Below are 23,009 nucleotides of genomic sequence, written 5' to 3'. Positions count from 1 at the left end.
GGATGCGACCCAATCAACCAAGGGGTTGAAGTCCTCACCGGGTAGTTATTTCGCCCATTTCAGCTCTATTTCATACCCGAAGGTCTCGCACCATACTTGGTATTATACCGTATTGCCGTCAAATGTTAACCTAATTTGAGATTAAATCATGCTCCAGAAGCGATCGACGAAGACCTTGAGCAAGGTGATCCTTTTTTTCGGGTTCCTGAGTCCATAATGCAGTATTTTTACAGCAATCGTGACCAATTAACCCTTTGTCCCGGTGGTACTTCTTTCCCCTTTCAAGTCGGTTCCTTTGCTTATCCTTTGGGAACTCAGGGATATTTGGTACAATTACTCTGCTTTCAAACAGCCTACCAAAATAATTATAATTTCTTTGTCTATCGAGAAACTAATCAGGGTGTTAAGGTCTCGCGGGTTAAATTACCATCATTTGAAATCAACTCTAGTGGTCAAAGGGTAGAAACTCAGATTGATGAGGTCGTCGGTTTGGTTGATTATGACCCTATTCAGGGTGTTTTAACTGTCTTTACCAAATATCGGGGTATAGGAGATTGTGGATCTTTTGCTAAATATCAATGGGATCAAGTCGATTTTAAGGCGATCGAATATCGAGAAAAGTCTGATTGTGATGGTAATTTTGTCGAGCCAGAAAATTACCCCCAAATTTATCCCTAATCTCCTCTATAATCCCTTTTGATGAATTCACCCTCTCCTATCAACCTGTTTCTCGAACCTCCTCAAAAAATAAAACCCGGCATAAAACCGGGTTAAATTAATTATTTAAAAACCCATCTCTGAGTTAACATAAGTTAACTACACAGCCACAGCTTTTTTAGAAGTTGCACTCAAAGCACCACTAGCATATTTAGCCGCGAACTCGTCGAGAGTTTGAACTTTAATCTTGTCAGCATTACCAGCAGTTCCGAACTGTTGATAGCGATCGGCGCAAACCTTCTGCATATACTTGATAGAAGGCTTCATGAAGTGGCGGGGGTCAAAGTTAGAAGGATCTTTAGCCGCAGCTTCACGAATAGCAGCAGTAATCGCCAAACGGTTGTCAGTATCAATGTTCACTTTCCGAACACCACTCTTGATACCTTTCTGGATTTCTTCAACCGGAACACCGTAAGTTTCAGGAATTTGACCACCGTATTGGTTGATCAAAGCAATCAGATCTTCGGGAACAGAAGAAGAACCGTGCATCACCAAGTGGGTATTTGGTAAACGGCGGTGGATTTCTTCAATGCGGCTGATTGCCAAAATTTCCCCAGTCGGTTTACGGGAGAACTTATAAGCACCGTGGCTAGTTCCAATGGCTACAGCCAAAGCATCAACCTGAGTACGTTCTACAAATTCAACCGCTTGATCGGGGTCGGTCAGCAATTGGTCGCGAGTCAGGACACCTTCCGCGCCGTGACCATCTTCCTTGTCACCCATACCAGTTTCCAGAGAACCCAAGCAACCCAGTTCCCCTTCTACACTCACACCAATGGAGTGAGCTACATTAACCACTTCAGCAGTTACCCGCACATTGTACTCGAAATCAGAGGGGGTCTTGGCATCAGCTTCCAGAGACCCATCCATCATCACACTGGTAAAGCCATGACGCATTGCAGAATAGCAAGTGGCGGGGGAATTTCCATGATCCTGGTGCATAGCCACAGGGATATGAGGATAGGTTTCCACCGCCGCCAAGATCAGGTGGCGCAGGAAGTTTTCACCAGCATAAGAGCGAGCACCACGAGATGCTTGCAGGATCACGGGGCTGTTGGTTTCATGAGCAGCTTGCATGATCGATTGGATCTGCTCCATGTTGTTAACGTTGTAAGCCGGGATGCCATAATCATTCTCAGCAGCATGATCTAGCAGCAACCGCATCGGTACTATCGCCATAAAGTCTCCTCCTAAGTCTTCTTAATCTCTAATTGAGGTTTTGATTAAAACAATCTTAAAACAATTTTACGATTTATGGCTCATTGTATCAAGTTATATTTACTGAACTACCCGACGCTGAATCTCAAACTACAGCCCGGGCTTCCAACCCACCAAACCGAGTATAGCAGTTTTTCCTCGCTATTTACTGCCCTGTCAGGTGTATCCATCATACCATCAACGATGAATCTGTCAATTTTCCGCCCATCGTAGCTGGCTTACCGCCGCCCCCCCCTCAGTGGAAAGCGACTAATCCCGACGCTCCCCTATCGGCGCGGAGCTAATTACGCAATTATCACTGGAAACACAGTGCGAATGGGTCGCCCGGGACTCGAACCCGGAACTAATCGGTTAAAAGCCGAGTACTCTACCATTGAGTTAGCGACCCTCGTGAGTGGTTTTTGTAATCTCACACAGTTTTCTATAGTAGCATAGCTAATTTTGGTTGTCAAACATTTTTTATAAAAAAGTTGCCATAAGGTAAACTACCATCTCGCAACTGGTTCCCGGCTTTAGGTGAGTTAGCAGTTTTCCGGTGTTCATAGCGTTTCTCGGTGCAGTCCAAGGTTCGAGACAAACATAATCCTTACCCTTGACAGTCCAAAAGACTACACGGGAATAAGCTGCACTGTAGTTGAGGGATAATCTTAAATTGCGACTTAAATCAGTCATGGTCGCTCCTAATCCGGTCAAAGGCCCAAAAATCCCATCGATTTCTTCGACATTAGGATCAAAGTAACCTCGAAAATCGTGGAGACTCTGGGTGGGTTGGTCCCAATACTGCATGGCTGGAATGTGAAAACGCAGTTGACTTTTATCTGGGACCCAGAAATAAGGATGTAAACCGGCTGAAAAAGGCATGGACTCAGGGGGCATACTGTTCACTAACCCTGATAGATTAGTGTAACGCTGGAAAATCTCTAGTCCGTTTCCCTTGAGGGTATAGGTAAACTCTAATTCAAAGTCAAAGGGATATAGCGATCGCGTTTCCTCATTGCTAGTTAACCCTAGAGTAATGGAGGCGGCGTTGGTTTCGTCTTGTTTTCTTACGCTCCAGGGTAAATCACGAGCAAAGCCATGCTGTTTTAGCCCATATTCCCGGTCTTGGTGAGTATAACTATTATCGGGTAAATTTCCACAGATGGGAAACAGAATCGGAATACCACCCCGGACGGTCAAACTGGGGTCAGCAAACCTTTCCTCATCCATATATAGCAGTTCTTCACCTTTAACTGACCAGCGAGTAATTAACCCACCCCTTTCCGGTACTACCTCCAGACAGGACTCTGCCTTATGGTCACATAGGGTATAGGTCTTATATTGTTTTTGGTTAAGTGCGATCGCAAACACAGTAATTTATTCTTCCTTGGGAATTTAGTAGAGTTTGTCGGGTGCCGTCACACAGTGATAATTTTCATGATCTTCCTCGGAGAAACCCCATCCCGCAAGTGGAGTGGGGCTGTTGACGAAACACGACAAATGACATGGGGTGACGCACGCTGACATTGTTGAAAGTTTTAGATCCTGACCAATAAACCTCTAACACCCTAGTTGAGGAAGACGAATAGCCTCACCACTATGAGCCAGAGGAGAAACCCTATCGGTTTTAGCGATCGACTGATCACATTTAGCTTGGCGGTGAGACCCGGCTGTTAAATAGCCGGAAATTTCCGACTGGGAATCATTGTAGCTGCCTTCTGAAGTTCTCGCTTCAGGTTGAGGGAGAGAAATAAAAGGTTCGGTAATAAAAGGAGTTTTGATAAAAGGCTGCAACTGCTTGGACTCCCCAGAAGTTTCCGACCATGGGGTTGTCGGCTGATCAGCATCAACGGAAGATTCACTATCCGCATCATCTAAGATAATAGTAGTTGATTCTTCATTCCTCGATAACCCAGGGGACAAAGTTTCCTGATGTACTTCAGGAGTAGTTATAGCATCACTCAAAGCGGGTTCAGTAGAACGAGCCTTCAGGACTACCTGGTACGGCATCGGCTGATCAAAAATCCGGGAAATGCGCTCAATATGGCGTAAAGTAGCCTTGGCGCTTTCCCCTTGCATTACACGAGCCTGATATCCTCGCACCTCAACGGGTAAAAATTCCACCTTCATTTTCCGATTTTGCTTTAGTGAAACCCTTAAAATGGCTGTATCGTAATCACTGCGATTGTTACCACCAAAAATAAAATTTCCCAAGGAATAAACAATTGGTCTGCCTTTATATATCTCGGCACCCTGAAGAACCTGGGGATGATGTCCAATCACCACATCGGCTCCCTGGTCAATGGTATAGCGACCCAGATCAATTTGCCAATCTCCGGGATAATCAGAAAGTTCAACTCCCCAGTGATAATTAACAATTACCCAGTCTACCTGGTCACGCACAGCTTTAATATCTGCGGCGATCTGTTCATTATCACGAGAGTTAGTTCCCGCCCGATTTTCCCCGGCCGCATTCAAATCAGCATCATAATAGCCAAAATAAGCGATCCGCTGTCCTTTTACCTCAATAATTTTCGGTCGTCGCGCTTCGACGATATCCCGCCCTGCTCCGATCGCATGAATACCGGCTTGCTGCAAGGTTTCCAGAGTTTCCACCAGTCCTGCTTCTTCGTAATCCATGATATGGTTATTGGCTAAATTGACCAGATCGATGCCACCTTCTGTTAATACCTTAACTGCTTCTGGATCAGCTTTAAAATTAAATTGTCGATTAGGGCGAGCGAGGGTTGCTCTCGTCAGAGGATTTTCCAAGTTCACCATAGCTAGATCCGCATCCCGATATTCCTGTAGTTCGGAAAAAGCCCAACTATAATTATCACCAACTTTCTGAGCAAAGGAACCAGCCAGGTTCACATCTCCCCCAAACATTAATGTTACGGTAGGGTCCTCTGGATTTAATACATTTTCATGTTGAATCACGGGGACAGTTTCTAAAGCTGCCCGCACCTGATTAGGTCTAGTGACTGGGGGAGATGTCATCGCTACCTGACCCGACTGCCTCCGCTCGTCTCCACGGGAATAGGTCATAGCTTGAGCATCCCGACCAATTACCTCATAATAACTCACCCAACATCCCAGAACTAAAGTAGCGGTTACTGAGGTCATTAGCAGCAAGGTCCGCAGGGTTTTAAAGTCCAGGCGAGTCCCTTTTCGTCTATGGAAATGTTGACGCGCGGCGGGTGTGACAATACGAACGGACTGGTTCCACAGGATATCTGGTTCACCCATGAAGCGACCGGCAATTTTTACCCCCAAGACCTGGGGAGAGTTCAGCTTCCACAGGACATGACAAATATATTTAATAATTCTCTCGGCGATCGGTTCTTGTTGAAACTCCACCAGCACCTGCAAACATCCTTTGCGATCGGGGATGACCCGCGCCTGTATCCCCTGGGGGGCTAGGTAGCTATTAATCAGATAGGCGATCGCCCGAAAATCACCCGATCGCGCGAGGTCAAATACTGTAGGTTGGGATAAATTTTGTGCGTAAACCATAATTGAGATCTTTTTCCGGCTAGATTAATAACTTCCCGCCTCCGCATGGATCGGAGTGATACCGAAATTTGTGATTACACTGTATAATAATAAGCAATGATGCGCTATTAATAAAATTACACAGATGGGATTCAGTCAAACATCAGGTACAATAAGCGCGCATGGATGACTTATAATCATCCCCATCAGACCAACGCCTTAATATGGCGATTTGACCTAGCCAGCGAACTTCTCAGGATTAAGTTAAAAATGCTACATCGCAAGATCTATCAACTTTGTTGTGATGGCCGCGAAGTCTGCATCTTTTTGCGGGACCAGCAAAGGTGGATCGAAAAAGCCCATATTCTTGATATCGAGGGGGATTTGGTCACGCTGCGCTACGAAACAGAAGAAGATGACGAAGTGTCTTCTTGGGAAGAAATCGTGCGCCTCGAGAGCATCGGATCTATTAGTCAAAAGTTGGCATCAGTTCCCCGTGGCTATTTCGAGCTACAGGTATCTGATGAATGTCCAGAAGCCGAGCAACTGCGTAACCCTTCCACCGACTCCGATCGCGAATAGTCCCTTCTGTTACTGGTCTCGGGGGGCTAACGGCTCAAACACCGGACAGTAACCCTCTGGGGTGACTTTAAAGCCATATAAAGCCGAAACTGGGTTCCAACAACGCCCGCTTCGGTAATATTGGCAATTCCCGCAACAGTCTAAGTCTGATGGCATTGTGCGATCGCTCTGACTGCTGAGAAATTCCCGCTGGGAAATTCCCCGCAAAACTAACTCTTCCCCCTGCCATCTGGCCTCCACAATTCCCGTATCTGCAAAGGTAGACCACCGTGGATCGACAGACAAAGCATTGGGTAGGGTAATATTTAACTCGGTAGCCGACTCGGTTAACTCCCCCTGATAATGGGTTTCTGGGAGGGTCGGTTGTAGAAAAGTCTCCCCAATGGGTAATGGGACCTGTGCGCCTGCTGCTGGGTAATGCAATTGGTAGCGGTTCCGCAATTCGTCTAAATTGGTTAAATCCGCTAAATAAATAGGAGAACCATGCACAAAAATCACGTGCTGGGGTCGCAGGTTATGAATCAGTTGGGTAGTTCCTGGACCGTCGCAATGTTCGGCCAGAAAATAGCTTTCTAACAAAATTTCTCCAGAATTGACCAAGGTTGATATTTCCCTGGTGTGTCCGGGAGTTTCTGATAAAAATAACGTCCACAACCGAGGACGATAGCGCAAATACTGTTCAATATCCGTCTCGTCATCTACAATCACAATACAGGGGGATTGCTCCAGTTCTGGCAACAATTCGGGGGAGAGGCGACGGACACGAGGCTTGATTCGCTCATCCCAAAATAGTGGCTGATGTTGGGCAAAGTTCTGTATATTCGCTGGGAAGTGGGGTAGCAGTTCCAAATATATATCGCACCCGGTTTGGACTTGGCCATCAACCCAAATGTCAATATCCCTACCTGTGAAGTAGTGGTGGGAACGCAGTAGCATTAATAATTCCTGACCTAACCCTAATGCTGGGGTGGGAATTAGTACGGAATAACCAGAGGCGATCGCTCGATAAATTCTTTCGGCTAGTTGGTTTTCTAATTGGCGGCGGTGGGGATAGCGTGCAGTTCCATAGCTCCCTTCCAAAATTAGCACATCCGGCTTGAGTCCCCGCAACTCCCCTAGGGGTAGACCCTCCACTAATCGAGAATTGGATAGGAAAAAATCCCCCGTATAAAATAACTTGTAGGTGCGATTCGGTGCATTATATTTCAGCAGCATACAAGTCGCGCCGGGCAGGTGACCAGCAGGAAATAGGGTGATGCTTAGTCCTTCCTTCAGTCGGACTTCTGTTCGCAGCGGTAGGGGTTGGCAAAATTTCGGCATTTGCCCTGATGACAGTTCCTCTGGCCAGTTGATGGGTAACAATTGGCTAGTAACATCACTGGCATAAATTGGTAACTCTGGACAGCTTTCATGTAGTGCCAACAAACCCCTAACATGATCCGCATGAGCATGGGAACAAATCACCAAGTCAGCTATAGATGCTTGGGAAGATGTTAGCAGTGGGGAAATATCCCGCAAACCACAATCAAGCAAAATGTGATGGGGCCCCATGCGTAACAACAAACATACCCCATCATTTTCGTGTCCAACACTATAGGGAAAACACTCGAGATCAATCACGGTGATTTGAAATAATTGTCGGATGCGTGCTAAGACAATGTTAAGAAGTATCTCACATTTTAATCTTAAATTGTGGGAACCTGCTATGTCCATTTTTGATTGTGGCGTGGTACGGCGATCGCATTATCGGGCGCATTATCGGGCGGGTTGTCGGGTGCGTTGTCGGGCGGGTTTACTAGGCTAACCCCTGTGAACCGAACACGCTACGGCGGAACCCGCCCCTACCATGGCGTGGTGCTGGTTATCGGGTGGGTTCTGGGGCGGGTTGACTAGGCTAACCCCTGTGAACCGAACACGCTACGGCGGAACTCGCCCCTACCATGGCGTGGTGCTGGTTATCGGGTGGGTTCTGGGGCGGGTTGACTAGGCTAACCCCTGTGAACCGAACACGCTACGGCGGAACCCGCCCCTACCATAACTTTCTCTCAGGCGATCGCATCGTGAATTTTATTTTTGTAACAAAATGTTAATAAATGTTGCAAAAAATTTTTTTGGGGGGGGATAGGTTGCTTTTGCTTGTGACTTCTGTTATTATTTCAAATAATGGGAATATTTGCAATTTTAAAATTTACGCAAATTATCGATTATTAAAAAAGATTATGTCAATACTATAGCATCAGTTTCCGTATATTGTCAACCCCCCCTATAGGGTTATTTTAACGGTGAATCCAACCATTAATGGTAAATCGGCTATCCTCGAACCTCCCAGAAGGACAGAAAACTGGGAGAACTTCGTGTTTCATGCGACTATCAAAAAAGATGATACTGTTATGGCGAGGTTCCACTGTAACAAACTGTTCACCAATCGTATAACCATCACCATTAATGTAGGTGGGATAAATCCTTAAATCTCCACCATAGAAGGCTTTTGGCTGTTCATAGAAATAGTAGACGTATGTTAAAACTCGATTGGCAATTTTTTCGCCATCCATGTCTTGATGGATATAATAATAATCTCCATGGTTATGGGCTGTCATTTGCATTTCCACCCAGGAAACCAAAAAAGTCGGTAAGTTAAGTTGGGCTAAGATTTGCGGTCTAATTTGCAGAATTTTATGTCTGATTTTGTTGTAGTATTCATCAAAGTTTTGCACCAGTAAAACCGAAGATTTGCGGGTATTTTCTTCCTTGTTGGCGACTCCAGACGGGAAAAACTTATCATGATTTTGGAAGGCTATCTTAAAGGTTTCTGCTTGTTCTTCGGGTGATAAAAAGTTGTCAACCTGGATAAAGTTGGCTTCTAATAACCTAGGGGTGTCTGTGGTGCTAGTCTCAGCAACTTCGGGATCATCATTAGAATTTTGGGGGCGATTTAATTGATGATAGACACCAGAGATATCCAAAATTTTTAAGGCTATTTCGACTCTTTCAGATAGAGATATTTCAGAACTATTTAGGGCGTTTTCGACTAAAGTTAGAGAATCTGATAATAAATTATCTAGGCGTTTTTCTGAGGCGATCGCTTTATTGAGGAGAGGGGGTAACTGGTCATTCACAACTTATTTAATCCTCCGATTTGCTGGCATTGTATTTGCTACTAATTAATCTGGAATTGCTGAACGCTTATAGATAAAAACTCAACCAGGTTTTTGATGTGTTAGTCTTACCCCCGCCGCAGCCAACCGTTTAGGGTAAAACGACCGTCTTTAAAGTTGGGGGAATTACAACTAACAGGGATGACCTCGTGTTTGCAACGGCTATCAAAAAACACGATACTATTATTAATGGGTTCAATAGTCTTAAAGGTCTCTTTGTTGTAGGCGACACCATTGCGTAACTCGGTTTCATAAAGTCGCAGTTGTCCGCCGGTAAAGGCTTTGGGTTCGTCATAAAAATAATAGACATAAGTGATGGTGCGAGTTTTGGTTTTGGCACTACTAGAGTCATTATGAATCTTATAATATCCACCATTGTGGTGGGCGGTTAGCTGCATTTCCACTTCTGCGACGGTAAAAGGGGGATGTTTCAACTGAGATAATACCTGCGGTAAAGTTTCTAAAATGCGACCTTTCATAAATTTATAGTATTCGGGGAACTTAGTCGCATATAGAATCGACGATTCTCGGTAGTTGACAGCCCCGGTTGTAGTTGTGGATGCCACAAATTGGTCAGCGGAAGCGATCGCTATTTGTAAAGCCTGTTTATTTTCTGAGGGAGACAAGAAATTTTCCATCTGAACATAACTACCCAAAACTAGGGGAGAGTCGGGGATATTAACATTAACAGATGGTAAAGTTTGACGGAGATCACTCCCCGTCGCTTCCAGGATTTTCAGAGCGATCGCCGCCCGGTCTAAAGGGGAAACTTCCCGGTCTTGTAACAGAGACTCTAACACATCAATAGACCGATCCACTAATCTTTGTAGTCGTGGTGATGTGACATTTAAAGATTTCCGATTTAAGCGATCGCCATTCATAGTCTTACCATAGCACGAACATTAGCCCTCAACTTGCCAAAAAAGTTGTCCTACCATACACAAAGTATTTGACAATCAGTATAATCCATAAGTTAACATTCTCAATTATCCAGATTACCATCACTCTATGCTACCACTAGCGATCGCTCCCCTAATCCTGTCAGTCACCCCCCCGCCGCCAGTAGTCATCACCCGACCCCAAGAAGTGCGTCCCCTTCCTGGTCAACTAGATAATATTCCAGTGTTCAATAGCAATAGCCCGGAAGTTGTACCAGTCGAGGGTATCTTACTATCAACCTTTCCCCCCGAAGGTAAAACCCAAACCAATGCCCATCTTAACTTTCCCTTTGACGGTAGGTTCGACATTTTTGCCCATCATATCGCTCGACCTACCGACCCCGAAGACTTACGCACCCTATATCTGGGCTTATTAGCTTACAACCCCACCAGCGAACCGGTCACCTTAGAGATATTACAAGCAGCCAGCTATCTCAGCCAACCAGACGCACCATTTATCCCCTTACCCCCCGTATTAGACAACAATGATGGGACAGTATTTGCAGGTCCAGGAAGTCGAGTCATGGGGGAGATTTTGCGAGTAGGGGGACAGTCATCACCTCCCGACCAAGTAATCATTCCACCACAGCAGTTTCAGATGGTCTTTAAAGCCCCTATTCCGGTAAAAACATTAGAACCACCTCTCAATGGGCGATCGCTTCTTATGCGGCTCCAGAGTAGCGGTGCAGTGCATATAGCTAGTCTAGCTCAATTTGCCATCCAAAACCCCGACGGTAGCGAATCTAGCCCCGCCCTAGAATCATGGGTAGAATTATTACAGAATGGTTCTCTAGTCACTCCCCGCGACCTAGCACCCACCCCCCCGAATAGTCCAGAGAACATCATTTATGGTCGAGTTGCTGGAGTCGCCCTAGGTTCAGTCTGGAAAGCCGAGATAACTAACCTAACCATTCCCGAACCCGGTCAAGCCATTTCCTATATTTTCAGTTCCCTACCTGGAGGTAAATTAGGAACCAACCAAAACCAAAGCGCCCCCATGGTAGTTCGTTATGAGGATACCGCCTATCAAGCCCATGGGAACTATGGCATTCAATATAGCCTAACCCTAGACTTATCCAATCCCACCAATACCCCTAAAACCGTAGTCCTCACCATGGAAACCCCCCTCAAAAGTAATGAACTCACCGACGGGGGAGTGCAATTTTTCGAGGAACCTCCCAGCCGGGTATTTTTCAGAGGAACAGTGCGTTTCCGCTATACTGATGATTCGGGAACTACAGTTAGCCGATACTTTCACCTAGTCCAAAACCGAGGACAAAAGGGGGAACCTTTGATTGAATTAGACATTCAACCCCGAACACGGCGACAGGTGGAATTTGACTTTCTGTATCCCCCAGACGCGAGTCCGCCCCAAGTGTTAACGATTAAAACATTAGATTAATCACGATTATGCCTTGGTTTGCCAAAATTGAAACCGGAATTGTCGAAAAGGCGGTTTTTGATCAATATGTCCCCGCCCATATCGAGTATGTCAAGCAGTTGGCTGCTAAAGGACATCAAGCGCGCAGCGGCTATTGGGTCCGGCGAGGCGGCGGAATGTTGCTTTTTGAGGCTGAGTCTATGGCCGCCGCCCAAGCTATTGTGGCTGATGACCCTCTGGTGGTTAATAATTGCGTGACTTACGAAATTTTTGAGTGGTGTGTGGTTGCACCGTGAATTTCTGTGTTATAATAAATTTTGTGGCCTGGACCTATGCGGTCAGAACGCCTAAATCTTGTCAGGACCGGAAGGTAGCAGCAACACGGGATGCTTCTGATAGGCGTGGAATCCGGGTCACTCCCATTTTTAACTTCCCCTAATTATTGCCTGGAGAGTTTTTCCCTATGCCCGGTTTTGGAGATTTAGTCCAAAAAGCAGTTTACCTTGGGGTTGGTTTGGCTTCCTACGCCGGGGAAAAGGCGGGGAATAAACTGGCTGAGTTACAGGTAGAAGCCCAAAAATTAGCAGATGAACTGGTGAAACGTGGCGAAATGACGACGGAAGAAGCCCGCCGTTTTGTTGACGATGCTCTCCGACAAGCACAAGAACCAGGCGCTGATTATAATCCTACACCACCTCAGTCGGCGCAACCTCGTCGCATCGAAATTATTGATGATGAGGAAGAAGCGCCGGCGAGTGATGATAATATTGAAGACTTGCGCGATCAGGTTGATAAACTCAAGGATGAGTTGCGTAATTTGGAAAATGATTGATTTAATTTATCCAGAAGTGCGATCGCTCTGTGTAAGATGGGTTTATCCTTGACACGGCAAAAATTCGGGAGTTTGGTAGCTCCGTCTTTTTAAAGCGGGGCGGAAAAACGACTCGGCGGCTTTAGCCGCAATGACTATGATAGAATGGTATCGCCTTCTCTATGACCCAAATGAAAGGGGCTTAACATCCCGTGAGGGCAGACTTGCATCATGCAGAAATGTCGGCAGCAAAGACGTTTCATTGGCGAGAGACAAAAGGTGATTGAATGAAAATAAGTAAAAGGAAGCCTTCGGGCCACCTATAGAGGCGTATTTGACTTCGCCTAGGAGTCCGACTTGTCGGAAGTTCTGAAATCCCTCCGGGGAATCCCCGTCGCTTTAGCGCGGGGAGTAGTCAAATAATCCTGTAAGACCTGAGTATGGGAAACCAAAAAGGGCTATGATTAGCTCAAGAGCATGATTTCATCTCAAATTAGGTTAACATTTTACGGCCATACGGTATAATACCAAGTATGGTGCGAGACCTTCGGGTATGAAATAGAGCTGAAATGGGCGTGGGGACTACCCGGTGAGGACTTCAACCCCTTGCTTGATTGGGTCGCATCCCTGGCCATCCCATAACACAGCCTGATTTTTTTGCCCACCTTCGAGACTTCCAATATGGTTGCCAAGGTGAAGCGTCTAATCAGGTCTAAGACTGCCCGAGCCATGCTGACATGGGCGCATTATCGATTCAAACTAACCCTGAGACATCAAGCCGAGATAACTGGAACCACAGTTGTAGATGTGACGGAAGAATACACCAGCAAAACCTGTACTCACTGTGGTCATGTGCATTCCCAGCTAGGTGGCTCAAAAGTGTTCCGATGTCCGGAGTGCGGGTTCACTCTACCCAGGGACTGGAACGGTGCTTTTGGAATCTTTCTAAAAGCTTTGCGGGATACCGCCTCTGTTACTTTAACGGGTAATAGTGCTATCGTCGCATTGTCAGGCAATAGCCGGATAAATGTCGCGTAAATGTATCAGTGTCAAATATTGAAGCAGTTAGCCGCTAAAGCCTAATGGAAGATTGGTCTAATGAGTTGGTTAAGAGTATAGAAGCCGCAGTTCTTGAGGTGGAAAATTTTTTTGTAGATGTGACGGAAGAATTTAATCATATCATGGATGACCTGACCCAATTTTCCGAAGAAATTGCTGAGGAAGTCCAGAATAAGTTGATTCCCGACTTAGACCAGTGTTTAAATGATATCCTTGAGCCGATTCTGGATATATACTTAGATTTGGGACTAGATGATATTGAGGAGGAGGAAACTTTTGATCCCTTTGTCACCTATGTTCACCCCAGCGCGACCCAAAACCCAGCCTGTCGCGGATGTAATCACTATCATGGTAAAATCTACGGCGGGAATTTGTTAGTTTGTGGAATGCACCCATTAGGTGTGGAGGGTGACTCCTGTCCTGACTGGGAATCAGATCATGATTGATTTTTGATGGGTGATTTTTGATATTTATATAGGGCTTGTGTTTCAGCGGTGAGTCTACCTGGTATCCCTGTCATTCCCCCACAAATACACCTGAGACACTACCAACGTCAGGCGGTGTCCGAATGGTTTGCTAACCAGGGACGGGGAACCCTGAAAATGGCAACGGGTACGGGTAAGACTATCACAGCCTTAGCGATCGCCTCTGAATTATATCATAAAATTGGCTTACAAGTTGTTTTAGTTATCTGTCCCTATCGCCACCTAGTGACTCAGTGGGGACGGGAAGCCCAGAAATTTGGGATGACTCCCCTACTCGCCTTTGAAAGCGTCCACAATTGGCAGAAACACCTATCTACCTCCCTTTATAACATAAGTTCGGGTCATCTCCCCTTTCTCGCAGTCATCACCACTAACGCCACCCTAATTTCCGATAGCTTTCAGTCTCAACTGCGGTATTTCCCCCCCAAAACTTTGATTATTGGCGACGAAGCCCACAACTTAGGTGCGCCTCGCCTAGAAGCTAGTTTACCACGACATATCGGTTTACGTCTAGCACTTTCTGCTACCCCAGAACGTCATTTTGATGACCAGGGTACAAATGCTTTAATGGAGTATTTTGGTCGGGTTTTACAACCGGAACTTACCCTGGCTGAAGCTATCCGCCAAGGGGCGTTAGTTCATTATTTATACTATCCGATTTTGGTAGAATTAACCCCGGCTGAAACTCTGATTTATTCCCGCCTAACTACTCGCATTGGTTGGGCTTTAATGGACAATGATCAGGACTGGGAAACTAACGAAAATATCACGGCGCTATTGATGCAAAGGGCGAGAATAATTGGGGCTGCTAATAATAAAGTTAAAGCCCTGAGACAGTTAATGAGTAATCGTTTACAGACCAGCCACACGCTATTTTATTGTGGGGATGGTATCACGGAAAAAGGCACTCGCTTTGACCGACAACTAGAAGCGATCGTCTTTTTATTAGGGTCAGAATTGGGCTATCGTGTTAATACCTATACCGCCGCTACTCCTATGGCAAAAAGGGAAGAATTGCGACGACAATTTGAATCAGGACAACTACAGGGTTTGGTAGCTATTCGCTGTCTTGATGAAGGGGTAGATATTCCAGCTATTCGTCATGCGGTAATTCTGGCAAGTAGCAGCAACCCCCGCCAATTTATTCAACGTCGAGGACGGGTTCTTAGACCTCATCCCGGAAAGGATAGGGCGACGGTTTTTGATATGATTGTTTTACCGCCAGACTTGGGCAGAAATACGTTAGATGTTGAACGGAATTTGTTAAAAAAAGAGCTGATCCGGTTTATGGAGTTTGCTGATATTGCGGACAATGCAGGAGAGGCTAGGGTGAAGTTATTACAGCTACAAAAACGCTATGGTTTATTGGATTTATAAATCATCCATCATTAACCATCACCCCCGAGGGTGGTTTTCGGGGACGGAAAAACCCGGTTTTTATCGGGCTTTCTGGTTGTTAACCAAGATTTTTCTAAAAAACCGGGTTTTTTGACTGGTGCCAAGTCTAATTAACAGCATAACCCGCCCAGACATGATCTCTGGTTGTCTCAGAGTTGACGTGATTATGGGGGTTGTGGTATAATGAAATATATTTATGTTAAATCGCCTATTTTTCGCTAGTAAAAAACCATCGATAACTCACGTTTGGAATAGTCTATGTCTTACCAATACTCAGAGGGTTTAATTCACGCGATTTCTAATGTATTCTCGGAGGCAAAATCTACCTATGGAGAAAACGCTAATCAGACATTAGTTCATGACCCGATTACAGATGCACCACCAGAGGTTCGGGAAATTATCGAAAGGGTTTTGCAGGCGGAAAGAGATAAACTATATATGAAAAGTCCCTGGAACATTAATGATGATGTTCTCAAGATTATTAAAGAGGTCATACAATGAATTTACTATCAATTCAGTTGTGTAACTTTCGGCAATTTTACGGAAAAAGCCCGATTATATATTTAGCTAAAGGGGAACGAAATACTACGGTAATTTATGGGAATAATGGTGCGGGTAAGACGACGATACTTAATGCGTTTAGCTGGGTTTTATATGAGAAATTTAGTGCAGCATTTGCGGTTTCGGAACAATTGGTTAATAAGCGATCGCTAACGGAAGCAGAACCGGGGAAGGCGGTAGGTTGCTGGGTGGAAGTTATCTTTGAACATGACCATAAACGCTATCAGGTTAAACGGGTCTGTCGCGCCTATAAACAAAATGGGGAAATCGAACATTCTGACAGTGAGTTATATATGCAGGTGGCGGGAGATGATGGGCGCTGGACTTTGCCGCCGCAGCCACCAGAAGAGATTATTAATCGCATTTTACCGATGAGTTTACATCAGTATTTCTTTTTTGATGGAGAACGTATAGAGCAAATTGTTAGGGATGAGAGAAAAGCGGAAATTGCGGAAGCTACTAAAGAGTTATTAGGGGTGGAGGTATTAAATAGGGGTATTAAACATTTAAAGGAAGCGAGAAAGTCTTTAGAAACTGATTTATCGATAATTGGTAATCCTGAGACAAAAAAGTTTTTAAACGACAAAAAAAAGCGGGAAGATGAAATCAATAATTTGTCGAAAAGACAAAAGGAAATCGAAATAGAATTAGCACATCATGAACAGTTGAAACGTACCCTAAATGCCCATTTATTAGATTTAAGTGGGGCGGCGGAGTTGCAACAATTGCGAAGTGAGTTAGAGAGTCAAATTATTTCAATCAGAGATAATTTAAAAAAGTCGAAACAATCGATTAATAAACTGTTATCAACTAGGGCTTATCCGGTTTTGTTGTCAGATACGATCGCTGATTTTCGTAACCTATTTTCAGGAATGCGAGAAAAGGGAGAGTTGATGACAGGAATTACTAAGCAATTTGTGAATGAGTTAATTAACCGCCAGCAGTGCATTTGTGGAACTCCTATAATAGAAGGAAGTTCGGAATGCGATCGCCTCAAAAGTTGGTTAAATAAAGCCGGAATGGCAGATATTGAAGAAACCGCTATCCGTATGTCTACCCAAGTTGATGATGTGGATCGCCAACTAGCAGAATTTTGGCAAGAAATTGACCATCATCAAATATCTATCAGCAAAAATAGGGCGGAATTATCCCAAATAGAAACCCGACTAGATGATATTAAGAAAAAACTACGCAATTTCCCAGATGAGGATATTCAAAAACTGCAAAAACGCCTAGATGAAATCGAAAGCAGCATTGGTGAACTGAACCGAGAAATGGGTTCAAATTCTCAACAAATTGAGACTCTCACTCAAGAATGCGAGAAACTATCGAAACAAATAGATCGCCAACAAATGAATGAGATGAAGCAGATAACAGCGCAGCGACGCATTGCGGCGACGGAAGATGCGATCGCCAGATTATCCCAAGTCCTGGAACGTTTAGATCAGCAATTCCGTCAACAGTTAGAAAGCCGAGTGCAAAATATTTTTGCCAAAATTTCTTTTACCCCCTATCAACCGCAACTCAGCCCCAAATACGAACTTAAATTAGTGGAAAGAACCTCTGGAGAAGATGCGCCAGTAGCCTCTTCCACCGGAGAAAATCAAATTCTCAGTCTATCCTTTATTGGCGGAATTATCGAAGGTGTTAGAGAATGGAGTCAAAAAAATACCCTTATGGGACCAGATAGCAGTACATTTCCCATTGTGATGGATTCCCCTTTTGGTAGTTTAGATGAAATTTACCGCCGCCAAATAGCCCGCATTATTCCAGAGTTAGCTAACCAGCTAGTTGTATTAGTCACCAAAACCCAATGGCGAGGAGAAGTCGCTAGAGAAATTCAACCCAAAATTGGGCGAGAATATATCCTAGTTTACAACTCGTCCAAACCCGATTGTGAGGAAGATTTCATTAATTTACAAGGGGTTAACTATCCCCTAGTTAAACTCAGTCCCAATCAGTTTGAGTACACAGAAATCATCGAAGTGGAAGCGGAATTTTAGACATCCCAAGTATGATAATCATCTAACAATCCTGCGAGGAATTATAAAATATCCTGAGTAAATGTGATAGTATGATGTGGTTGTCGCTACTATCTTAAACTATGACTCCAGAAGTTGCGATCGCTGAGATCAGTATCAAAGAGAATCTTGAACAATTTTTGCTGGTCCTGCTGATTTCCCTCAGTGTAGCCACCATGTCTCGTCTATTCCCTTGGCTGCGCAAAATCCCCTTTACCCTATTATTGGTAATTGTCGGATTATTTTTAGCCTTTGAAGACATCCACCTAATCCAATTATCACCGGAACTAATCCTGGAAATTTTCCTGCCTCCCTTACTATTTGAAGCCGCCTGGAATCTGAATTGGCGAGACCTAAAACGAGATTTATTCCCGGTATTTTTATATGCAACTATTGGGGTAGTCATTTGTGTAGTAGGGATAGCTATTGGCTTAGATTTAGCGGTAGGAATGCCGATAGCGATCGCTCTGTTGGTAGGTGCAAGTTTATCAGCCACCGACCCCATCTCAGTAGTCGCCCTAATGAAGGAATTAGGAGCGCCTAAACGTCTGCGAGTCTTAATGGAAGGGGAAAGCCTATTTAATGATGGTATAGCGGTGGTAGCGTTCATCATCTTAGTCGGTTTTCCTATGGGAAACATCGAAATATCCCCGGCGGCGATCGTTTTAAAACTCTTATTATTTACAGGAATTGCGGTAGTTATTGCGGGGATAATTGGGTTTGGGATATCCTATCTAACTCAGCGTTTTGACTCTCCCCTAGTAGAACAATCCCTCACCCTCCTAGCCGCCTATGGAACCTATGTAGTCACCGAAGACTTAGGCGGATCTGGAGTTATTGGCGTAGTAGTAGTAGGGTTAATTTTAGGAAATTTTGGTTCCCGAATTGGTATGAATCCCCGTAGCCGATTAATCGTCAGCGAGTTTTGGGAATTTATGGCATTTTTGGTGAACTCAATCGTCTTCTTATTAATTGGCGCTCAAATTGAATTTGCGAGTTTAGCAACCAACATAAAACCCATTGCGGTTTCCGTCCTAGCCATGATGCTAACTAGGGTAATATCCACATTTACTTTAACCGCCATCAGTAACACATTAGCCAAATCAGAAATAGACCTACAAAATCAAACTATGCTGTGGTGGGGAGGCTTACGAGGTTCTGTTTCTATCGCCCTAGTCTTGAGTGTTCCAGTAGCTATACCTGAACGGGAAAATCTGATCGCGACAGTCTTCGGGGTGGTTTTATTTAGTCTACTATTTCAGGGTTTAACTACCCAGCCTCTCCTGCAATGGTTAGGACTACTCAAAGACCAACCCTTGCGTGAAGAATATCTGCAATTAGTAGCCCGTCGTGTAGCCCTAAACCGAGTACAAAACCACCTCTCCCAATCGGTTGTTAAGCAGGAATTAGACCCTGATGCTTATCAACATCAAGCCCAATTGATTAAATCTAAATTAGAAGCTATCACCACCAAAACTCAGCAGTTACTATCACAAGAACCCAAACTGCAAGAGTTGACCATAGAATTACTTCAGGAAGAATTAGTTGATATTGAGGCGGAAACCTATGCGGAATTTGTTAGATCCGGCCGTCTGAATACTCAACTATCAACCCTTTTATCGGAGGTTATGGAAGAGAAAGACCCAGAAACCGCATAAATAGCCAGGAGTCTGGCGCAGTTATATGACTCCCGTTAGAAGCGATCGCCTTAATGGCGAGATGAATTTTGACCAGTAACTAGAGGAAACAATACCGCCTAGATACTAGGGTGAGGGTACAACATAGCCGGGAGAAGAAACCTAGTTTAAAATGCTTGTGGAGTCGGTCTTACCGAGGTTTCAAGAGTAATTGAGTGGTATAGTTAAGAGGCAGTCTGAAAGAAGCCAGAATCCCCCGTTAGATGGCTTTAGCGATTAACGGCGGGAGTTTCAAAGCTATTAACCTTGTTCCAATTTATCAATCGCCAATGAATGTAATACCCGCCATAGACTTATTAGAAGGGCGCTGCGTCCGCTTGTATCAGGGAGACTACACCCAAGCCGAGACTTTTAATGAAGATCCTGTGGCTGTCGCCCAGGAATGGGTGTCCCAGGGCGCTACTCGTCTGCATTTAGTTGATCTTGATGGGGCGAAAACTGGACAACCTACTAACCATGCGGCTATTGGTGCGATCGCCAAAGCTGTCAAAGTCCCGATTCAAGTCGGCGGCGGGTTGCGTAGTCGTGATACTGTCGCCGCCCTATTTGATTTAGGGGTAGAAAGGGCAATTTTGGGGACCGTAGCGGTGGAAAATCCCCAATTGGTAGCTGAGTTATGCGCTGAGTTTCCCGGACGAATTGCTGTGGGAATTGATGCCCGTGATGGTAAAGTGGCGACTAGGGGTTGGCTAGAAACTTCTGAGGTCAAAGCCACAGACCTAGCCCACCAAATGGCACAGTTGGGCGTGGCTACCATTATTTACACTGATATTCACCGGGATGGGACTTTACAGGGTCCCAATAAAGCGGCATTGCGGGAAGTTGCGGAAATCGTCTCAATCCCTATTATTGCCTCCGGCGGTGTCAGTAGCATTACTGATTTATTAGGGTTATTGGGATTAGAACCCTTGGGGGTAACTGATGTCATTGTTGGCCGTGCTTTATATACTGGAGATGTGGTTTTAAAAGAGGCTATACAGGCGATCGGTCCTGGACGTATTCAGGATATACCCCCGGATTTTGGCAATTCAACTTTTGCCTAATCCTCTTCTCCCCAGAGGGCGGATTTATTCATATTATCCCCCTCTGATGTCATTAACGGCAGAACCCCATAAATAGGGCGGGTTAATTATTAATTATCCGGTGGGGCGAGTTAATTATTAATTATTAATTATTAATTATTAATTATTAATTATCCGGTGGGGCGGGTTTATTCATCTGATCGCCCTTTGATGTCATTAACGGCAGAACCCCATAAATAGGGCGGGTTAATTATTAATTATTAATTATCCGGTGGGGCGAGTTAATTATTAATTATTAATTATTAATTATTAATTATTAATTATTAATTATCCGGTGGGGCGGGTTTATTCATCTGATCGCCCTTTGATGTCATTAACAGCAGAACCCCATAAATAGGGCGGGTTAATTATTAATTATTAATTATCCGGTGGGGCGAGTTAATTATTAATTAATAATTATTAATTATTAATTATTAATTATTAATTATTAATTATCGGGTGGGGGTTTATTCATCTGATCGCCCTTTGATGTCATTAACAGCAGAACCCGCCCCTACATGATTTCTGGGCTATTAATTATTCATGGTGAATAACACGATATAATAAAATTTGCTTGGAAATGCGAACCAGTTGATAATTTCCCTGTTCTATTAAAATCGGATAATCTCCCGGTTGTAGTCCAATTCTGGCTAAATCCTTGGCGCGACTAACTACGAGGGCTGTGGGGGATTCTGAGGTGTTTTGTAGGACATCAAGGATATGCAAGAGGGGTTCACCTTCTGCCCTCAAAAAGTCGTTTATTCTGAAAAAATGGACGGGTTGCTGAGAATAGAATACTACGGTAGGTTTAGCAAATCCAATCATCCATAACTCTTCTTGGGGTTGTTGGAAAGTTGCCAAGTTTTGGGCGATATTTTTTAGAGGTATTTGTCGGTATTCATCTACTAAGAATAATCCGGGTACAAACACCATATTAAAGAATAAAATAAAGCCGATGAGGTTGGCTGCAATAATTAGTCGCCACTGACGTTTATTGCCTATTAACCAAGCAATTAAAACAGCAGTAGCTGTCCAGATCATACCACCTTTTATCGGTAAGCCAGAGTTATTAACTACTGATGCTAAATCTTCAACGGCTGGGTCGGGTCCGATAAATTGGGGGCTGTAAATAATGGCGATCGCTAAAACCACTAAAAACAGTATATTAACTAATGCGGTATTAAAAAACCAGCGATTTTTAAGATTAATATAATTCCCAGTTTTGGCAAATTCTTCTCCCCAAAAAATCCCGATTAAAATCGCCGCCGCAGGCATCAAAGGCAGCACATAACTAGGAAGTTTAGTAACGGCGATAGTAAAGAATACAAAAATACAGGCAAACCACACCCAAGCAAATAAACCCAATTGCTGATTTCTGGGTTGATTAATCCATTGATTACGCCGCCAAAATCCCAGCCGATATATGGCTATGGGCAAATAAATAGACCAGGGTAAAAACCCGATTAAAACCACGATAAAATAGAAATACCACGGCGCACTATGACCATTAACAACACTGGTAAATCTCTGGACATTATGATAACCAAAAAACGAATCTATATAGTCTTGACCATTTTCAATAATTACCAAAATATACCAAGGTACAGTAATTAATCCGAAAATAATCCCACCCCAAATCACTCCCATTTCTGGCAAAACTGACCACAGGCGATTTACATAAGCCAGAAAAACCACCACAATTAAGCCGGGGATCACAATACCCACAGGACCTTTGGCTAATACGGCTAATCCTGTAAAAATATAGAATCCTAAATACCATTTATTCGGAAATTGCCAGTGACAACAATTTCTGAGTTTATCCATCAATTTAATAGCGGGACTATGATCCGGTTCCTTAGTAGTGGCATATCCCCAAAAAAAGCTAAAGAGACTCAAACCCATACAGCCACTTAATAACATATCCGAAACTCCCTGACGCGCCCAGATGAGAGTTTGTAAATTCAAAGCCACTAAGGCAGTAGCTATCCAAGCAGAAGGCTTAATCTGGGCAAATTTGAGATGTGGGTGGGTAGTAGTTACGAATTGTTGTACAGTCAAAAAACAGCCTACCATTAAAGCGATCGCTGAGATAGCAGAAGGTAATCTTACCGCCCACTCATTCACCCCCACCATATAATAACCCAGGGCAATTAACCAATAAATCAAAGGCGGTTTATCAAAGCGAGTTTCCTGATTAAAATAGGGAGTAATCCAATTACCGGAGATTTTCATATGACGGGCGGCTTCAGCAAATAAAGGTTCCGTTTCATCCACCAAACCCACACTACCAAGATGCCACAGAAAAGCCATAATGGCGATCGCCACTAACCCAGCCATAGATAAAATCCACCCCGACTTAGGATGACGACCCCACATCATCAAAGTTTTTCCCATATTTCCAGTTAACTTCAACCCGTCTAACTCCCAGAATCTGATCTACAATCCCTTAAT

The 23,009-nt window shown here is 44.3% G+C and carries 18 protein-coding genes, 1 tRNA gene, 1 other RNA gene and 1 pseudogene; 13 read left to right on the top strand and 8 right to left on the bottom strand.

The features are described from left to right. Window positions 1–135 precede the first annotated feature (135 nt). Window positions 136–678, top strand: a complete 543-nt coding sequence (locus HFV01_RS05150) for a DUF1176 domain-containing protein (RefSeq protein WP_006624032.1) — start codon at window positions 136–138, stop codon at window positions 676–678. 138 nt (window positions 679–816) lie between these two features. Here HFV01_RS05150 and fba read toward each other — a convergent pair whose 3' ends face one another. The 4 genes from fba to HFV01_RS05130 form a co-directional block, all read right to left on the bottom strand. Next, entirely contained in the window at window positions 817–1,896 is a 1,080-nt protein-coding gene (fba, locus tag HFV01_RS05145) for a class II fructose-bisphosphate aldolase (RefSeq protein WP_006624033.1), read from the bottom strand. 355 nt (window positions 1,897–2,251) lie between these two features. Next, window positions 2,252–2,323 (bottom strand) — tRNA-Lys (locus tag HFV01_RS05140). 71 nt (window positions 2,324–2,394) lie between these two features. Continuing rightward, window positions 2,395–3,285 (bottom strand): aldose epimerase family protein, encoded by an 891-nt coding sequence (locus tag HFV01_RS05135; protein ID WP_006624034.1) that lies wholly within the window; start codon window positions 3,283–3,285, stop codon window positions 2,395–2,397. A 189-nt stretch (window positions 3,286–3,474) separates the two neighbouring features. After that, entirely contained in the window at window positions 3,475–5,430 is a 1,956-nt protein-coding gene (locus HFV01_RS05130; RefSeq protein ID WP_006624035.1) for a CapA family protein, read from the bottom strand. A 249-nt stretch (window positions 5,431–5,679) separates the two neighbouring features. On the opposite strand from HFV01_RS05130, the gene HFV01_RS05125 reads away from it, so the two are divergent. Continuing rightward, window positions 5,680–5,991 (top strand): DUF6679 family protein, encoded by a 312-nt coding sequence (locus HFV01_RS05125; protein WP_035760090.1) that lies wholly within the window; start codon window positions 5,680–5,682, stop codon window positions 5,989–5,991. Window positions 5,992–6,000: 9 nt separating this feature from the next. Here the strand turns inward: HFV01_RS05125 and HFV01_RS05120 are convergent, their stop codons facing one another. The 3 genes from HFV01_RS05120 to HFV01_RS05110 form a co-directional block, all read right to left on the bottom strand. Beyond that, a complete protein-coding gene (locus tag HFV01_RS05120; RefSeq protein ID WP_006624037.1) occupies window positions 6,001–7,704 on the bottom strand; it encodes an MBL fold metallo-hydrolase in 1,704 nt (567 codons plus the stop codon). A 563-nt stretch (window positions 7,705–8,267) separates the two neighbouring features. After that, window positions 8,268–9,107: a 2OG-Fe(II) oxygenase gene (locus HFV01_RS05115; protein ID WP_006624039.1), complete on the bottom strand. Its 840-nt coding sequence runs from the start codon at window positions 9,105–9,107 to the stop codon at window positions 8,268–8,270. 107 nt (window positions 9,108–9,214) lie between these two features. Next, a complete protein-coding gene (locus tag HFV01_RS05110; RefSeq protein WP_008053168.1) occupies window positions 9,215–10,027 on the bottom strand; it encodes a 2OG-Fe(II) oxygenase in 813 nt (270 codons plus the stop codon). A gap of 127 nt (window positions 10,028–10,154) precedes the next feature. Here HFV01_RS05110 and HFV01_RS05105 point away from each other — a divergent pair, with 127 nt between their 5' ends. The 11 genes and pseudogenes from HFV01_RS05105 (at window position 10,155) to hisA (ending at window position 20,540) form a co-directional block, all read left to right on the top strand. Beyond that, window positions 10,155–11,486: a DUF3370 domain-containing protein gene (locus tag HFV01_RS05105; protein WP_006624041.1), complete on the top strand. Its 1,332-nt coding sequence runs from the start codon at window positions 10,155–10,157 to the stop codon at window positions 11,484–11,486. Between the two features lie 8 nt (window positions 11,487–11,494). Continuing rightward, a complete protein-coding gene (locus HFV01_RS05100) occupies window positions 11,495–11,761 on the top strand; it encodes a YciI family protein (RefSeq protein WP_006624042.1) in 267 nt (88 codons plus the stop codon). 25 nt (window positions 11,762–11,786) lie between these two features. Continuing rightward, window positions 11,787–11,883: signal recognition particle sRNA small type (ffs, locus tag HFV01_RS05095), an RNA gene on the top strand. A gap of 45 nt (window positions 11,884–11,928) precedes the next feature. Next, window positions 11,929–12,297 carry a phasin family protein gene (locus tag HFV01_RS05090; RefSeq protein ID WP_006624043.1) on the top strand — a complete coding sequence of 123 codons (369 nt, stop codon included), beginning with the start codon at window positions 11,929–11,931 and terminating at the stop codon, window positions 12,295–12,297. Window positions 12,298–12,918: 621 nt separating this feature from the next. Continuing rightward, window positions 12,919–13,314, top strand: a pseudogene (locus HFV01_RS05085) (zinc ribbon domain-containing protein); the annotation flags it as partial. Between the two features lie 44 nt (window positions 13,315–13,358). After that, window positions 13,359–13,781, top strand: coding sequence for a hypothetical protein (locus HFV01_RS05080; RefSeq protein ID WP_006624030.1), 423 nt, complete (start codon window positions 13,359–13,361; stop codon window positions 13,779–13,781). A 48-nt stretch (window positions 13,782–13,829) separates the two neighbouring features. Then, the gene (locus HFV01_RS05075; protein ID WP_006669361.1) at window positions 13,830–15,197 is read left to right on the top strand and encodes a DNA phosphorothioation system restriction enzyme; all 1,368 of its coding nucleotides are present in this window, start codon (window positions 13,830–13,832) and stop codon (window positions 15,195–15,197) included. Window positions 15,198–15,476: 279 nt separating this feature from the next. Continuing rightward, window positions 15,477–15,719 carry a hypothetical protein gene (locus tag HFV01_RS05070; protein WP_006624028.1) on the top strand — a complete coding sequence of 81 codons (243 nt, stop codon included), beginning with the start codon at window positions 15,477–15,479 and terminating at the stop codon, window positions 15,717–15,719. Next, the gene (locus tag HFV01_RS05065; protein ID WP_193520888.1) at window positions 15,716–17,782 is read left to right on the top strand and encodes an AAA family ATPase; all 2,067 of its coding nucleotides are present in this window, start codon (window positions 15,716–15,718) and stop codon (window positions 17,780–17,782) included. Before HFV01_RS05070 ends, HFV01_RS05065 begins: the two co-directional genes overlap by 4 nt. A 101-nt stretch (window positions 17,783–17,883) precedes the next feature. Further along, entirely contained in the window at window positions 17,884–19,458 is a 1,575-nt protein-coding gene (locus HFV01_RS05060; RefSeq protein ID WP_006624026.1) for a cation:proton antiporter, read from the top strand. 308 nt (window positions 19,459–19,766) lie between these two features. Further along, on the top strand, window positions 19,767–20,540 hold the full coding sequence (hisA, locus tag HFV01_RS05055) for a 1-(5-phosphoribosyl)-5-[(5-phosphoribosylamino)methylideneamino]imidazole-4-carboxamide isomerase (protein ID WP_174447167.1): 774 nt from the start codon (window positions 19,767–19,769) through the stop codon (window positions 20,538–20,540). A gap of 555 nt (window positions 20,541–21,095) precedes the next feature. Here hisA and HFV01_RS05050 read toward each other — a convergent pair. Beyond that, complete coding sequence (locus HFV01_RS05050) at window positions 21,096–22,970, bottom strand: ArnT family glycosyltransferase (protein ID WP_187758268.1); 1,875 nt, start codon at window positions 22,968–22,970, stop codon at window positions 21,096–21,098. Window positions 22,971–23,009: the final 39 nt, after the last annotated feature.

The organism is Limnospira fusiformis SAG 85.79, assembly GCF_012516315.1.
Taxonomy (GTDB): Bacteria; Cyanobacteriota; Cyanobacteriia; order Cyanobacteriales; family Microcoleaceae; genus Limnospira; species Limnospira fusiformis.
The sequence above is the reverse complement of the archived record's forward strand: the minus strand, read 5'-3'. Positions and strand labels throughout refer to the sequence as shown.